The sequence below is a fragment of the Aeromonas sp. ZOR0001 genome (assembly GCF_000801015.1).
GTDB lineage: Bacteria > Pseudomonadota > Gammaproteobacteria > Enterobacterales > Aeromonadaceae > Aeromonas > Aeromonas veronii.
On the sequence record NZ_JRJY01000005.1, the window covers coordinates 1 to 14,382 of the forward strand.

Here is a 14,382-nt window from a genome sequence, read left to right on the forward strand (position 1 = left end):
GACACCGTGCAGAGTACGACAGCAGATATTTCGGGTCAGGTACGTTTCAACGACGATGGTCCGATTGCATCGGTAGCAACTAACACGGGTCAGGCCACTCAGGTGCAAAATACCAACCTGATGTTGATCCTCGATATTTCCGGCAGTATGGGTGATCCATCGGGCTATCAAGGCATGACCCGGATGCAGGTGATGCAAAAATCTGCCTTGGAGTTGCTCGACAAGTACAGTGCCTATGGCACCGTTATGGTCAATATCATCACATTTGCATCCTCTGCTACTAACCCAACCAGTATCTGGGTCAATGTGGATGTGGCCAAGTCGACCATATTGGGGCTGCAACCATCAGGTGGTACTAACTATGACGATGCTCTAAATGAGGCGATCAAGGCCTTTGGCGATACAGGCAGGCAGATTAACGCACAAAATGTCTCCTATTTTATGTCAGATGGTCAGCCTACAGCGAACGCATTGAGTGGCTCAGCCGCTTCTGTCCTGGATGGAGATAACTCCCTTGGTGGTGGCAATGGCATTGATGGTGACGGCTCGACACTGAGTGGAGAAACCAAAGATTGGGCTGATTTCCTTAAAGCGAACAATATTAACTCCTTTGCGCTAGGGATGGGCTCGGGATCTACCCAGTCTGCACTTGATCCCATCGCTTACAATGGTGTCAGCGGCGCGAGCCCAGCGAATACAACCGCTGTGGTTGTGACTGATTTCAGTCAATTGGCCGCTACGCTTTTGAGTACCGTTGTGGCGCCACCGCTGGCGGGTCAAATAATCAATGGCATAGTGGCCAGTGCCGGGGCGGATGGTGGCTGGCTCAGCTCCATTACTGTTGGGGGGATAACGTATACCTACAACCAGAACACGGATACCCCATCTGGCGATACGTCGGTTGGGACCTTTAACCAATCAACAAACGAATGGATGATTGCGCTGGCTGGCGGCACCCTCAAGGTAGATATGGACAACGGGGCGTATACCTATACTCCGCCGTCTGCTATACCGGCAGGGGGCATAAACCAGGTCGTGGGCTATAGCGTTACCGATAAGGACGGGGACACAGCGTCCAGCACCCTGGCCATCGTTATCAGGCCAGCGGTTGGTCCCACTGCGGTGCGTGATGATTTCATCATCACCAACCAGGACCCTGTAACCGTTCCGGATTGGGCACTGCTTGTCAATGATACCGGGCCGCTGGCTGCGACCCAGATTATTACGGGTGTTTCTGGGGCCGTTGGCGGAACAGTGACAGATAACGCGGGTTCGGTGACGTTCGATGATACCTCTGGCAGCGCAACCCCCAGTAGCTACGAAGGGTCATTCAACTACACCAATAGCTCGACCACAGATACGGCCAAGGTCTTCGTGGATGTTCAAAGCGGGGCAACGCTCACAGGAGGATATCTGGACGAGATCCTCATCGGCGGGACGGGGGCGGATACGCTCAACGGCAATGCTGGAAATGATATTCTGCTGGGCGGTGCCGGTAACGACGCTTTGAATGGTGGCGAGGGCAACGACATTCTTGTTGGCGGTGCAGGCAACGATAACTTGAACGGTGGTGCTGGCAACGACACGGCCAGTTACATCGATAGTACGGCCGGTGTCACTGTTAAGGTCAATGGTAATAATCAGGCGACCGGTGGTGCGGGTACTGACAGTCTGAGCAATATGGAAAATCTGGTGGGTTCCATGTTCAACGACAGTCTGACGGGGGATGGCAATGCCAACGTACTGAGCGGTTTGGTTGGAAGCGACATCTTGAGCGGTGGTGGCGGCGATGACTTGCTCCTTGGTGGTGCTGATGGCGACACCCTGACAGGTGGAGGCGGTAAAGACACCTTTAAGTGGGGGGCGGGTGATATCGGTGGTGTGGATGTCATCAAAGACTTCACCACCGGCACTGGCGGAGATGTACTGGATATAAGCGAGCTGCTCACTGGCGAACATGCCAACTCTGGTTCGCTTGATGCGTACCTCAATTTCAGTAGTGATGGGCCAGGCACAAACAAATCAACATTGACTATTGATTTGGATGGTACGAATGGAGGAACCACCCACGTCATAAAGTTTGACAGTATTGACTTGACGACCCTGGGTAACAGTGACTTGCAGATTATTCAGAAGTTGCTGGATGACGGTAACTTGAAGGTTGATCCGTAACCTTGTCTTGGGGCCGGGCTTGCCTGGCCCCTGTTTTTTCCTCAAGGGGATGGATAAGATAGCGGCAGTAGAGGAGAGGGGTAATCATGCAGTCATTCAACTGGGTCGACATTGATGGCATCCGTTATAGCTGGGATGGGCAGGGGAACATTACCTGCGCAGGCCAGTTTGGCTATCAGGCCTCGATCTCGGGGGATCGACTGGATGGGATGGAGATTGAGAATGAGGCCGGTGATGTAGCGGGCTCGCTCTATGTTGACTTCGCTACGGCCTCTATCACTTATGTGCCGGTCATGGATACCGAGTCTGCCCATAACATGATTCTGGTTGGCCATCATCAGGGGCAGCAGGAGTATCCGCTGGCCAGTTTTCACTCTCCGTTGTTGCAAGATTTGCTAGGACCATCTGATACCATCCCTTGGTCTGCGATGGAGGAGGATAGTGGTGGCACCAATATCGGACAGGCGGTGCAAGGACACGTTCTGTCGTGGGACTCGTTCCATTTCGATGATGAGGTGTTGGTCTGTGGCGCGGCTCCTGCGCTGGATATGGCAAACCAGAGCCAGGATCCCGGCAGCATGGTCACCATTAGTCTCGATCTGACCAATCAGATACTGGATCAACTCCCCCCCTTGCACGATATATGAATCCCGTAGCTGCACGGGCATAATGGCCTCAATCTTTCCGATTGAGGTTTTTTTCTATGTGGCGTCCCCTTCTTACTCTTTCCGCTCTGGTTGTCAGTGCTCCGCTGCTGGCGATTGAAGTGCCGCAAGCGCCCCATCTGGTGGTGAGCGGTTATGCCGAGCAGAAGACCGAACCCGATATGCTCACCCTCAATGTGGCGGTGAGTGCACTGGATAAGCAGGGCCTCAAGGCCAAGCAGCAGGTCGATACCAAGGTCGCAGCCTTTTTCAGCCAACTGGAAGGGCTGGGGATCAAGCGCAGCGATGTTGAGGCTGGTAACCTGATGGTCTCTCCGGAATATCAGTATGGCGAGAACAAGAAACCGGTATTGCTGGGATACCGTGCCCAGCGGCAATTGGCGGTGAAGCTCTATCAGCTCGACAAGTTGAGCCCCCTGATGGATACCGCACTCAAAGCCGGGCTGGAGTCCGTATCCCAGATTGAGTACGGGTTGAAATCGCCGCAGGTCATCAAGGAGCAGGCCCGTCTGAATGCCGTTGAGGATGCCAAAACCAAGGCTGAATCTCTGGCCAAGGCGTTCGGGATGAAGCTTGGCAAGGTCTACAGTGTGGAGTACCGCAATGCTTCGCCCATTACCGCCTACAGCCGCAACCTGAAAGTGGTGCAGGCCATGGCGATGGCTGCACCTGCGGCGGATATGGCGGACAACAGCTATCAACAACAGCAGATCACGGTAAGTGATAATATCGAGGCTGTTTTCTTGCTGGAGTGATGCCCGTCGTTTAAGTCCAGTCATGAACAACCCCGCCATTTGCTGCGGGGTTTTTATTGCGCATCGATGCAGATATAAAAAAGCCGACGCTCGTGTTTACTTAATCGAGCGTCGGCTTTTTGTTGCGCTGGGTTTATCAGGCGGTCACAGCATCAGCCTGGGTCGCTTCAGGAGCCGGGTTGCGGATGAGGTAATCAAACGCACCCAGTGCGGCGGTGGCGCCAGCACCCATGGAGATGATGATCTGCTTGAACGGTACCGTGGTGGCATCCCCTGCGGCGTAGACGCCGGGCAGGGAGGTCGCCCCTTTGGTATCGATCTCGATCTCGCCAAAGCGGGTCAGGGCAATCTCGCTCCCTTTCAGGAACTCGGTGTTCGGTACCAGGCCGATCTGGACGAAGATCCCCGCCACCGCCAGGTGTTTAATCTCACCGGTGGTGCGATCTTCGTAGTCCATACCGACCACCTTGCTGCCATCACCGATCACTTCGGTGGTGCGAGCGCTCATGATGATGTCGATATTGCCCATAGAGCGAGCCTTCTTCTGCAGCACTTCATCGGCACGCAGGGTGTCGGCGAACTCCACCACAGTCACATGCTCGACGATGCCAGCCAAGTCGATCGCTGCCTCGATGCCGGAGTTACCGCCACCGATCACCGCCACTCGCTTGCCCTTGAAGAAGGGGCCATCGCAGTGCGGGCAGTAGGCCACGCCTTTGGTGCGGTACTCGAGCTCGCCCGGCACGTTCAGATCACGCCAGCGGGCACCGGTAGCCAGGATCACGGCGCGGCTCTTCAAGGTGGCGCCAGAGGCGAGATCCACGTTCACATACCCATCTTTGCTGATGGCGGCGGCGCGCTGTTCGGTGATCACTTCCACGCCGTACTCTTTGACGTGCTGCTCCAGGCTGGCGGCCAGCTTGGGGCCTTCGGTATAGGGCACGGAGATAAAGTTCTCGATGCCGACGGTGTCCATCACCTGACCACCGAAACGTTCGGCAACGATGGCGGTGCGAATGCCTTTACGAGCGGCATAGATGGCCGCTGCGGCGCCAGCCGGGCCACCGCCCACGACCAGCACATCGTAGGGATCTTTCTCATTCAGCTCGGCAGCCTTGCGCTCGGCGGCACCTGTGTCAAGTTTGGCGACGATCTCTTCCAGCGAGATCCGCCCTTGGCTGAACGGTTGGCCGTTCAGGTAGACATTCGGTACCGCCATGATTTGACGCTCATTGACCTCTTCCTGGAACAGGGCGCCGTCGATCATGGTGTGAGTGATGCCGGGGTTCAGGGTCGCCATCAGGTTGAGGGCCTGTACTACGTCCGGGCAGTTGTGGCAGGAGAGGGAGATATAGGTCTCGAAGTGGAACTCACCCTTGAGATTGCGGATCTGCTCCTGCACGGCCGCATCGGCCTTGGAAGGGTGGCCGCCGCTTTGCAGCAGGGCGAGCACCAGAGAGGTAAATTCATGACCCATGGGGATGCCGGCAAAGTGAACGCGCGGGGCTTGGCCCTGCGGCGCGACACTCATGGAAGGCTTGCGAGCGGCAGTGCCAGAGGTCTGGGTGATCTTGGGGGACATCTCGGCGATCTCGCTGGCCAGTGCCAGCAGCTCTGCAGATTTGTCGCTGTCGTTGCCGGACACGCTGATCTCGATGGGATTGACGATGTACTGCAGATAGGTGTTCAGCTGTTGTTTGAGGTTGGTATCCAACATCTTCGAATTCCTTCTTGTGATTGCGGGTCGGCGTGAGATGTAAGCCGTAAAGCAGACCGGCGCCTTTGCTTGGGGCCGGAAACAAAACCGGCCCTTATGCGGGCCGGTCTTGGAAGCGGGAGGCTTAGATCTTGCCTACCAGGTCCAGGGACGGGGCCAGAGTGGCTTCGCCTTCTTTCCATTTAGCCGGGCACACTTCACCCGGGTGGGAGGCAACGTACTGGGCAGCTTTGACTTTGCGCAGCAGTTCCAGTGCGTCACGGCCGATGCCGCCAGCGTTGATCTCGACGATCTGGATGATGCCCTGCGGGTCAATCACGAAGGTACCACGGTCAGCCAGACCAGCTTCTTCGATCATCACGCCGAAGTTGCGGGTGATGGTACCAGTCGGGTCACCAATCATCGGGTACTGGATCTTCTGAATGGTGTCAGAAGTGTCGTGCCATGCTTTGTGAGTGAAGTGGGTATCGGTAGAGACAGAGTAGATCTCGACGCCCAGTTTCTGGAATTCAGCGTAGTTGTCAGCCAGGTCGCCCAGCTCGGTCGGGCAAACGAAGGTGAAGTCAGCCGGATAGAAGAAGACCACGGACCACTTGCCTTTCAGGTCAGCGTCAGACACCTGAACGAATTTGCCATTGTGGTAGGCGGTAGCATTGAACGGCTTGATTTCAGTGTTGATGTAGGTAGACATGTAATTGCTCCTTGGTGATGTACATATGCCGGTCTGGTGTTGAAGAGTCTTGCCAGACGAGGCGCTTAACTTTCGATGGATTCATCATAGGGGCTTCCGCTAATCGATAAAAGCCGCAATTTTGAATCGCTTAAATCTACTTATTAGATAGCTCACTATGGCTGTACCTAACATGAATATCTCTGGCCTACTGAGATAACTCCTTGTCGTGGTTCAATATCTGTGCGCTACATCGCCTTTTCAAGGCATGAGAAGGGGTGTGCAGAGCCACGATGACGCGATGAGATAAACGGTGGAGCAAACAGGTGGCGCAGGAGATTGAGGCCGCTGCTCGCAGCGATGGGGGATGTGCTGGTAAGGGGGAAGCCGAAAAGCGCAGATAAAAAAATCCCGGCGCTATCGCAACGACAGGGCCGGGTCATCAAACAAGGAATGGCTATATAAACAAATGCTTTACAGCAAAGACTAACTACGGGGTGTGCAAACTTGCAGACATATGAGAGGAAGATAATGGGTGCACAATCCCTCGTCTCCCCCTCGGCAACTATTGCATGAGAGGGATGATAGTGTGACGCAGATCACAAGGCAAGCATTTGGTGTAATTTTTCAATCAAAATGAAAGTGTTTCATCATTTCAGCTTATTTAGACGGCTGAAAACGCTTTTATTGTAATTTAATTACAGGTTGGTCTGTCAAAAGTCGGTAGGTGGTTCCTGCTCTTCCATCAATTCCAGCAGGTTGATGGCCACGGCAATAAAGTCCGACTCGGTGACAATGCCGATCAGCTTGCGTCCTTTGAGTACCGGCAGGCAGCCATATCTGTGGCGCTGCAGGTAGAGTGCTGCCTCCTTGATGCCGGCGTGAGGATCTACGCTCGCCACTTGCCGTGTCATGATCTCGTCGAGTTGCACGCTGTCGGTAAATTCGGCTTCCCGCTCTGGGCTGATGAGCAGCAGCTTGGATTCCCGGGTGGCCAGGATATCGGTGAGAGTTACCAACCCCAGCAGGTGATGCTGCTCGTCGACGATGGGAATGTGGCGGATCCGCTCCTGCTGCATCAGGTCCATCGCCTGTTTGACACTGTTTGACGGACCCAGAGTGAAGGGATGTTCGGTCATGATTTCGGATAGGGTCATCATGGTGGGCCTCCTTGTGTATCTGCTTTCACCCTAGCCCAGCCCCAACTGGCAAAACATGATCAGGGTCAATACAGAACATTAAAGAATCATTAACCGGAGGTGTGTCTCAATATTGCTCGCTACCCCTTGTCTCTCTTGGGTTTTTGGTCTTTTGGGTTGCCTTGGAAGATGGGGATAACTAGACTAGCCGCCGATTCCCCCCGAGGTGAAAGATGCAAGTATCCGATTTTCATTTTGATCTGCCAGACGAGCTGATTGCCCGCTATCCGATGGCAGAGCGTACCGCCAGCCGCCTGTTGCAGCTCGATGGTCAAACTGGCGCCCTGCGCCACGGTCAATTTGTGGATGTGCTGGATCAGCTCAATCCGGGTGACCTGCTGGTATTCAATAACACCCGTGTCATTCCGGCGCGCATGTTTGGCCAGAAGGCCAGCGGCGGCAAGCTGGAGGTACTGGTCGAGCGCATTCTGGACGAGCACAGCGTGCTGGCCCATGTCCGGGCCTCCAAGGCGCCCAAGCCCGGCACCCGGATGATCATGGATGGTGGTGTGGAGGCAGAGATGCGCGCCCGCCACGACGCTCTGTTCGAGATCCACTTCCTCGACCCGCGTCCGGTGCTGGAAATTTTGGAGGCCATCGGCCACATGCCGCTGCCCCCCTATATCGACCGTCCCGACGAGGATGCCGACAAGGAGCGCTACCAGACCGTTTACAATCAAAAGCCGGGCGCCGTCGCCGCGCCGACCGCCGGCCTGCACTTTGATGAGCCGCTGCTTGAGAAAATTCGGGCCAAAGGGGTTGAAACGGCCTTCGTCACCCTGCATGTAGGGGCGGGGACCTTCCAGCCGGTGCGGGTTGAGAAGATTGAAGATCACCACATGCACTCCGAGTATGCGGAAGTGCCGCAAGAGGTGGTAGATGCCATCGCGGCCACCCGTGCCCGTGGTGGTCGGGTGATTGCCGTTGGCACCACCTCGGTCCGTTCGCTGGAGAGCGCGGCCAAGGTCACCCTGGCGCAGGGCAAACCGCTGGCGCCCTTCTTTAGTGACACCGATATCTTCATCTTCCCTGGTTACAAGTTCCAGATTGTCGATGCCATGGTCACCAACTTCCATCTGCCGGAGTCGACCCTGATCATGCTGGTCAGCGCCTTTGCCGGTTATGACAACGTGATGGCGGCCTATCAGGCAGCCGTGGCCGGGCAGTACCGTTTCTTCAGCTACGGGGACGCCATGTTCGTCACCCGTCGCCAGGTTGAAGCATAAGCTTCAGCTTATTTACCGGGCCGTGCGCGGCCCTCCTATTGTCAGACTGTTTATCTGACGCAGCCGAGGTAGCAATGAAATTTGAACTGAAAACCACCGACGGCCGTGCCCGTCGCGGTCAACTGGTCTTCGAACGTGGTGTGGTACAAACGCCGGCCTTTATGCCGGTCGGGACTTACGGCACCGTCAAGGGGATGACCCCGGAAGAAGTGCGTGAAACCGGCGCCCAGATCCTGCTGGGTAACACCTTCCACCTCTGGCTGCGCCCGGGTCAGGAAGTGATGCGTGCCCACGGCGATCTGCACGATTTCATGAACTGGCAGGGCCCGATCCTGACCGACTCCGGTGGTTTCCAGGTGTTCAGCCTGGGCCATATTCGCAAGATCACCGAAGCGGGCGTCCACTTCCGTCACCCCATCAATGGCGAGAAGATCTTCCTCGACCCCGAGAAGTCCATGGAGATCCAGTACGATCTGGGCTCCGACATCGTGATGATCTTCGACGAGTGCACCCCGTACCCGGCCACTTATGAAGAAGCGCGCAAGTCCATGGAGATGTCCCTGCGCTGGGGCAAGCGCTCCCGCGACAAGTTTGATGCGCTGGGCAACAAGAACGCCCTGTTCGGCATCATTCAGGGCTCGGTCTACGAAGATTTGCGGGATGTCTCCCTCAAGGGGCTGCTGGAGATCGGTTTCGACGGTTATGCGGTCGGTGGTCTGGCCGTGGGCGAACCCAAAGAGGACATGCACCGCATCCTCGAGCACGTATGCCCGAAAATTCCGGCTGACAAGCCGCGCTACCTGATGGGTGTCGGCAAGCCGGAAGATCTGGTGGAAGGGGTGCGCCGTGGTATCGACATGTTCGACTGCGTCATGCCGACCCGCAACGCCCGCAATGGCCACCTGTTCACCACCGATGGCGTAGTGAAGATCCGCAATGCCCAGCACCGCAACGACACCAGCACCCTGGATGCCGAATGCGATTGCTACACCTGCAAGAACTACAGCCGTAGCTACCTGCACCATCTGGACAAGTGCAACGAGATCCTCGGTGCCCGTCTGAATACGATTCATAACCTGCGTTACTACCAGCGTGTGATGCAGGGTTTGCGGGACGCGATCGAGCAGGGTAAATTAGACGACTTTGTAACAGAGTTTTACCGTCGGCAAGGGAAGCCTGTGCCTCCGTTAGCTGAAAATGACGTTAAATAACAACAACATATAATTTTGTTTTTTTAAATCTACATCAATAAGAGGTTGTTAAATGAGCATTATCTCCAAGGCGTATGCAGAAGGCGCAGCACCGGGTGCACAGGGTGGTGGTATGGAAATGATCATCATGCTGGCCGTATTCGGCCTGATCTTCTACTTCATGATCTATCGTCCCCAGGCCAAGCGTGCCAAGGATCACCGCAATCTGATGAGCTCATTGTCCAAGGGTGATGAAGTGCTCACTTCCGGTGGCCTGGTTGGCAAAATTGCCAAAGTGGCTGCAGACAGCGATTACCTGGTGATCGCCCTGAACGACCAGACTCAAGTCACCATCAAAAAGGACTTCGTCTCTGCCGTTCTGCCCAAGGGTTCTATCCAGTCCCTTTAATCTCCCAAGGAGCACAGCGTGTTGAATCGCTATCCGCTGTGGAAATACCTGATGGTGATCCTGGTGATCGCCATCGGTTTTCTATATGCAGCCCCCAATCTTTACGGCGAAGATCCGGCTTTGCAGGTTTCTGCCAGCCGTGGTGCCGAAGTCAAGCTAGATACTCTTGATCTGGTGAAAGAGACCCTTGAAGCGGCCAAGATCCCGGTCAAACATGCTGCATTCGAGCACGGTTTTATCCTGATCCGTTTCAAGAACACCGAAGACCAGCTGAAGGCGCGCGATATCGTTGCCAACAAGCTGGGCGACAACTTCATTACCGCACTCAACCTGGCACCTTCCACTCCCGCCTGGCTCGAAGCCATCGGTGCGGCGCCTCTGAAGCTGGGTCTTGATCTGCGCGGTGGTGTGCACTTCCTGATGGAAGTGGACATGGCCGAAGCACTGACCAAGCAGCAAGAGCAGATGGTGCAGGATTTCCGCTCCGAGCTGCGCACCCAGAAGATCCGTTACTCCGGCGTGCGCCGGGTCGGTGATCAGGTGCAGGTGATCTTTCGTGACGAAGCCGATCAGGAACGCGCCGTTTCTCATCTGCGTCGTCAGAACCCTGATTTGACTTTCACTACCGAGCAGAAAGGGGATGAGTTCATCCTGCTGGCTGGTCTGAGCGAAGCCAAGATCAAGGAAGTGAAGAAGTACGCCCTCGAGCAGAACATCACCATCATCCGTAACCGGGTCAACGAACTGGGCGTGGCCGAGCCGCTGGTACAACAGCAAGGCGCCGAGCGCATTGTCGTTGAACTGCCCGGTATTCAGGATACCGCCCGCGCCAAAGAGATCCTGGGTGCAACCGCGACCCTGGAATTCCACATGGTCGATGAGACTGCCGACATCCAGGCTGCGGCCGACGGCCGTGTCCCGCCCAGCTCCAAGGTCTACAACGATCGCAACGGTCGTCCCGTGGTGCTGCAAAAGCGGGTGATCCTGACCGGTGACCACATCGTGGGTGCCCAGTCCGGTTTCGATGAGTACAGCCGTCCCCAGGTCAACATCAAGCTGGATGGCCAAGGTGGCAACAAGATGGCCAACTTTACCAAGGACAACGTCGGTAAAGGGATGGCGACCGTCTTCATCGAGTACAAGCCGGTCGGTCAACCGGGTCCGGATGGTAAGCGCAAGTTCCGCAAGCAGGAGGAGGTGATCAACGTCGCCACCATCCAGTCGCGTCTTGGCAGCCAGTTCCGTATCACAGGTATCGACAATGCCAACGAAGCCCACAACCTGGCGCTGCTGCTGCGTGCCGGTGCCCTGATCGCCCCGATCCAGATCGTGGAAGAGCGCACCATTGGCCCGAGCCTGGGTCAACAGAACATCGACAGCGGTATGGAAGCCATCGGCTGGGCCATGCTGGTGATCGTGCTGTTCATGGGGATCTACTACCGCGCGTTCGGCTGGGTTGCCAACCTGGCGCTCTGTATGAACCTGGTGTTGATTGTCGGCATCATGTCGATGATCCCTGGTGCCACCATGACCCTGCCGGGTATCGCCGGTATCGTCCTGACGCTGGGTATGGCGGTGGATGCCAACGTGCTGATCTACGAGCGTATTCGTGAAGAGATCCGCAACGGTCGTGGTGTTCAGCAGGCCATCCATCTGGGCTTTGATCGGGCATTCTCCACCATCGCCGACTCCAACGTGACCTCGCTGATCACCTGCGTGATCCTGTTCGGTATCGGTACTGGCGCCATCAAGGGCTTTGCCCTGACGCTGGGCATTGGTCTGACCGCCTCCATGTTTACTGCCATCACAGTTTCCCGTGCCATTATCAACCTGGCTTGGGGTGGACGGCGTATCGACAAGCTGCCCATCTGAGGATAGAGAGATGTTTCAGATTCTACATTTTGAAAAACCGATCCCGTTTATGCGCTATGCCAAGCCGGGTGTGGTTTTCTCTTCCGTGCTGATGGTGGTAGCCCTGTTCTTCCTGTTTGATCGGGGGCTGAACTGGGGTCTGGACTTTACCGGTGGTACCACTATCGAGGTGGGGTTCCAGCAGTCGGTGAGCCTGGACAAGATCCATGACGCTCTGGAAGAGCAGAAGATTGAAGGGGCAACCCTGCAACACTTTGGCTCCAGCCGTGACGTGCTGTTCCGCCTGACCCCGAAAGAGGGGGTCAAGGTAGAACAACAGGGTAACGAAGTGCTGGCGGCGGCCAAGCAGCTCGACGAGGGCGCAGTGCTCAAACGCGTCGAGTTCGTCGGCCCTTCCGTGGGTGATGAACTGGCGACAGACGGTGCGCTGGCCATGCTGGCCTCCATCCTCTGTATCCTGGCCTACGTGGCAGTGCGTTTCGAATGGCGTCTGGCGCTGGGGGGCATTCTCTCCCTGGTGCACGACGTAGTGATCACGCTGGGTGTCTTTGCCTACTTCCAGTACGAGTTCGACCTGACCGTACTGGCGGCACTGATGACCCTGGTGGGTTACTCCCTGAACGATACTATCGTGGTGTTCGACCGCTTGCGGGAGAACTTCCGCAAGGTGCGTAAAGGGGATACCGAGTACATTCTGGATCTCTCCATGACCGAGACCCTGAGTCGTACCATCATCACCTCCGGCCTTACCTTTATCGTGGTGCTGGCGCTGCTGCTCAAGGGCGGTGCGCTGATCCACGGTTTTGCCGTGGCCATGGTGATCGGTGTGGCGTTCGGTACCTACTCCTCCATCTATGTGGCGAGTGCGTTTGCCATGTTCCTCGGCGTCAAGCGCGAGCACATGCTGCCCACCCAGGTAGAGAAAGAGGGTGCGGACCAACAGGAAATCCTGCCGTAACAGTGAAGAGCGCCTCATGGCGCTCTTTTCTTATCTCTGCGTGTCGTTTGCTGACGCACATGATTTAAACAACAGGAGTTTGTCATGCATCACAATCCCCGTTTTTTGGCGCTGGTTGACGGGATCCGCTCCCGCATCACCGAAACCGATGTTCACCAGATCAAGCGCTGGCAGGACGAAGGGCGCACGTTTCACCTGATCGACGTGCGGGAAGAGAGCGAGTGGGCCAAAGGCCATCTGCCCGGTGCCCGATATCTGGGTCGTGGCGTGATTGAGCGGGATATCGAGACCCAGTTCCCGGATCTCGAGACCGAGCTCTACCTCTATTGTGGTGGTGGTTTTCGCTCCATTCTGGCGGCGGACAGCCTGCAACAGATGGGTTATCGCAAGGTGATCAGCGTCGACGGCGGGTTTCGCGGTTGGTGCGATGCCGGATACCCTGTCGAATCCTGATTTATTTGAGGTAGAGGGGCACAGCTACATGACAAAGCAGCTGTTGACCTTTACCATATGCGGGGTCAAGCGTAAGCGTCGGAGTGTTCATTGAACGTCAGGAAAGGGATTGGATACCTCCTCGGTATCCTGTTGTTGCTTCCCATGTGGGGTTGCAGCAGTAGCAGTCAGGTTAACACCCCCAAGGTTCCCAAGCCGCAGCCTGCTTCACTGGTGTTGGCGACCCCCCTGCAGGTCTCCTACCAGAGTGAGCTGGCGCTCGCCCGACTCGGGCAGATGCTCAGTGAAATGGAACTGACCACCGAGCAACGGGCAGAGTTGTTTTATGAGCGTGCCGTGGTGTTTGATCGGGTTGGTCTGCGTTCCCTCGCGCGGCTCGATTTCAACCGTGCCCTGCGGGAGAAACCAGATTTCGCCGAGGCCTACAACTTCATCGGCGTCTATCTGGTACAGCAGCAGAATTACGACGAAGCCTATGATGCGTTCGATTCCGCCCTCGAACTGGCGCCGGACTATGACTATGCCTATCTCAACCGTGGCATCGCCCTCTATTACGGCAACCGTCCCGAACTGGCCGCGGCCGATATGAAGCGTTTCTACGAGGCGCAGCCGGAAGACCCCTATCGGGTGATCTGGCTCTATCTGGCCGAGCAGAAACTCGACCCGTCGGCCGCCATGAGCCGGATGCGCGAGCGTCTCAACAAGTACGATGACGATGCCTGGAACTGGGATCTGGTTCGCCTCTATACCGGCGAGATCAACGCTTCCCAGCTGATGGGCAACGTGGTGAAAGGAGTGAAGGATAACCGGGAGCTTGCCGAGCGCCTGTGTGAAACCTACTTCTATCTGGGCAAGTTCGAGTTGGGCAAAGGCAACCGCAAGGAAGCCATCAGCTACTTCAAGCTGGCCTTATCCAACAACGTCTATGACTTTATCGAGCACCGCTATGCGCTGCTGGAGCTGGAGTTGATGGCGCGCAAACCCTTGCCGCCTGGTGCCCAGAGCGCTCGTAACAAGGGGGATCAGCCCTCCTGAAGCACTGCCAGATAGTTGTAAAAAAGGCCTCGCGATGAGGCCTTTTTGTTGGGCGAATGGC

At 56.2% G+C, this 14,382-nt stretch carries 13 protein-coding genes; 10 read left to right on the forward strand and 3 right to left on the reverse strand.

The window, feature by feature from the left end; genetic code table 11:
- From L972_RS00550 to L972_RS00560, 3 genes are all read left to right on the forward strand, one after another.
- The coding region (locus L972_RS00550) for a type I secretion C-terminal target domain-containing protein (protein WP_156127034.1) at window positions 1-2,172 on the forward strand (2,172 nt) is incomplete at its 5' end.
- Between the two features lie 86 nt (window positions 2,173-2,258).
- Window positions 2,259-2,819, forward strand: coding sequence for a hypothetical protein (locus L972_RS00555; protein ID WP_047434337.1), 561 nt, complete (start codon window positions 2,259-2,261; stop codon window positions 2,817-2,819).
- 56 nt (window positions 2,820-2,875) lie between these two features.
- On the forward strand, window positions 2,876-3,592 hold the full coding sequence (locus tag L972_RS00560) for an SIMPL domain-containing protein (RefSeq protein WP_005337338.1): 717 nt from the start codon (window positions 2,876-2,878) through the stop codon (window positions 3,590-3,592).
- A 136-nt stretch (window positions 3,593-3,728) separates the two neighbouring features.
- On the opposite strand, the gene ahpF is transcribed toward L972_RS00560, so the two are convergent.
- The 3 genes from ahpF to L972_RS00575 form a co-directional block, all read right to left on the reverse strand.
- Window positions 3,729-5,309, reverse strand: coding sequence for an alkyl hydroperoxide reductase subunit F (gene ahpF, locus L972_RS00565; protein ID WP_047434343.1), 1,581 nt, complete (start codon window positions 5,307-5,309; stop codon window positions 3,729-3,731).
- Between the two features lie 124 nt (window positions 5,310-5,433).
- Window positions 5,434-6,000, reverse strand: a complete 567-nt coding sequence (ahpC, locus tag L972_RS00570) for an alkyl hydroperoxide reductase subunit C (protein WP_005337335.1) — start codon at window positions 5,998-6,000, stop codon at window positions 5,434-5,436.
- A gap of 692 nt (window positions 6,001-6,692) precedes the next feature.
- On the reverse strand, window positions 6,693-7,139 hold the full coding sequence (locus L972_RS00575; RefSeq protein WP_013723842.1) for a CBS domain-containing protein: 447 nt from the start codon (window positions 7,137-7,139) through the stop codon (window positions 6,693-6,695).
- Window positions 7,140-7,351: 212 nt separating this feature from the next.
- Between L972_RS00575 and queA the strand changes: the two genes are divergently transcribed.
- The 7 genes from queA to nlpI all read left to right on the forward strand — a co-directional run bounded on the left by queA (window position 7,352) and on the right by nlpI (window position 14,321).
- A complete protein-coding gene (queA, locus tag L972_RS00580; protein WP_021229691.1) occupies window positions 7,352-8,404 on the forward strand; it encodes a tRNA preQ1(34) S-adenosylmethionine ribosyltransferase-isomerase QueA in 1,053 nt (350 codons plus the stop codon).
- Between the two features lie 74 nt (window positions 8,405-8,478).
- Window positions 8,479-9,615, forward strand: a complete 1,137-nt coding sequence (gene tgt / locus L972_RS00585) for a tRNA guanosine(34) transglycosylase Tgt (protein ID WP_005337329.1) — start codon at window positions 8,479-8,481, stop codon at window positions 9,613-9,615.
- 52 nt (window positions 9,616-9,667) lie between these two features.
- Window positions 9,668-10,003: a preprotein translocase subunit YajC gene (yajC, locus tag L972_RS00590; protein WP_005337327.1), complete on the forward strand. Its 336-nt coding sequence runs from the start codon at window positions 9,668-9,670 to the stop codon at window positions 10,001-10,003.
- An 18-nt stretch (window positions 10,004-10,021) separates the two neighbouring features.
- Window positions 10,022-11,875 (forward strand): protein translocase subunit SecD, encoded by a 1,854-nt coding sequence (gene secD, locus L972_RS00595; protein WP_005337324.1) that lies wholly within the window; start codon window positions 10,022-10,024, stop codon window positions 11,873-11,875.
- A gap of 10 nt (window positions 11,876-11,885) precedes the next feature.
- Window positions 11,886-12,833, forward strand: coding sequence for a protein translocase subunit SecF (gene secF, locus L972_RS00600; RefSeq protein WP_005337322.1), 948 nt, complete (start codon window positions 11,886-11,888; stop codon window positions 12,831-12,833).
- Window positions 12,834-12,917: 84 nt separating this feature from the next.
- Window positions 12,918-13,286 carry a rhodanese-like domain-containing protein gene (locus L972_RS00605; RefSeq protein ID WP_047434351.1) on the forward strand — a complete coding sequence of 123 codons (369 nt, stop codon included), beginning with the start codon at window positions 12,918-12,920 and terminating at the stop codon, window positions 13,284-13,286.
- A 90-nt stretch (window positions 13,287-13,376) separates the two neighbouring features.
- Window positions 13,377-14,321, forward strand: coding sequence for a lipoprotein NlpI (nlpI, locus tag L972_RS00610; RefSeq protein WP_005351017.1), 945 nt, complete (start codon window positions 13,377-13,379; stop codon window positions 14,319-14,321).
- Window positions 14,322-14,382: the final 61 nt, after the last annotated feature.

Coding starts and splice junctions, on each gene's coding strand:
- L972_RS00555 (WP_047434337.1), top strand. CDS start 2,259: ATGCAGTCATTCAACTGGGTCGACATTGATGGCATCCGTTATAGCTGG.
- L972_RS00560 (WP_005337338.1), top strand. CDS start 2,876: ATGTGGCGTCCCCTTCTTACTCTTTCCGCTCTGGTTGTCAGTGCTCCG.
- ahpF (WP_047434343.1), bottom strand. CDS start 5,309: ATGTTGGATACCAACCTCAAACAACAGCTGAACACCTATCTGCAGTAC.
- ahpC (WP_005337335.1), bottom strand. CDS start 6,000: ATGTCTACCTACATCAACACTGAAATCAAGCCGTTCAATGCTACCGCC.
- L972_RS00575 (WP_013723842.1), bottom strand. CDS start 7,139: ATGATGACCCTATCCGAAATCATGACCGAACATCCCTTCACTCTGGGT.
- queA (WP_021229691.1), top strand. CDS start 7,352: ATGCAAGTATCCGATTTTCATTTTGATCTGCCAGACGAGCTGATTGCC.
- tgt (WP_005337329.1), top strand. CDS start 8,479: ATGAAATTTGAACTGAAAACCACCGACGGCCGTGCCCGTCGCGGTCAA.
- yajC (WP_005337327.1), top strand. CDS start 9,668: ATGAGCATTATCTCCAAGGCGTATGCAGAAGGCGCAGCACCGGGTGCA.
- secF (WP_005337322.1), top strand. CDS start 11,886: ATGTTTCAGATTCTACATTTTGAAAAACCGATCCCGTTTATGCGCTAT.
- L972_RS00605 (WP_047434351.1), top strand. CDS start 12,918: ATGCATCACAATCCCCGTTTTTTGGCGCTGGTTGACGGGATCCGCTCC.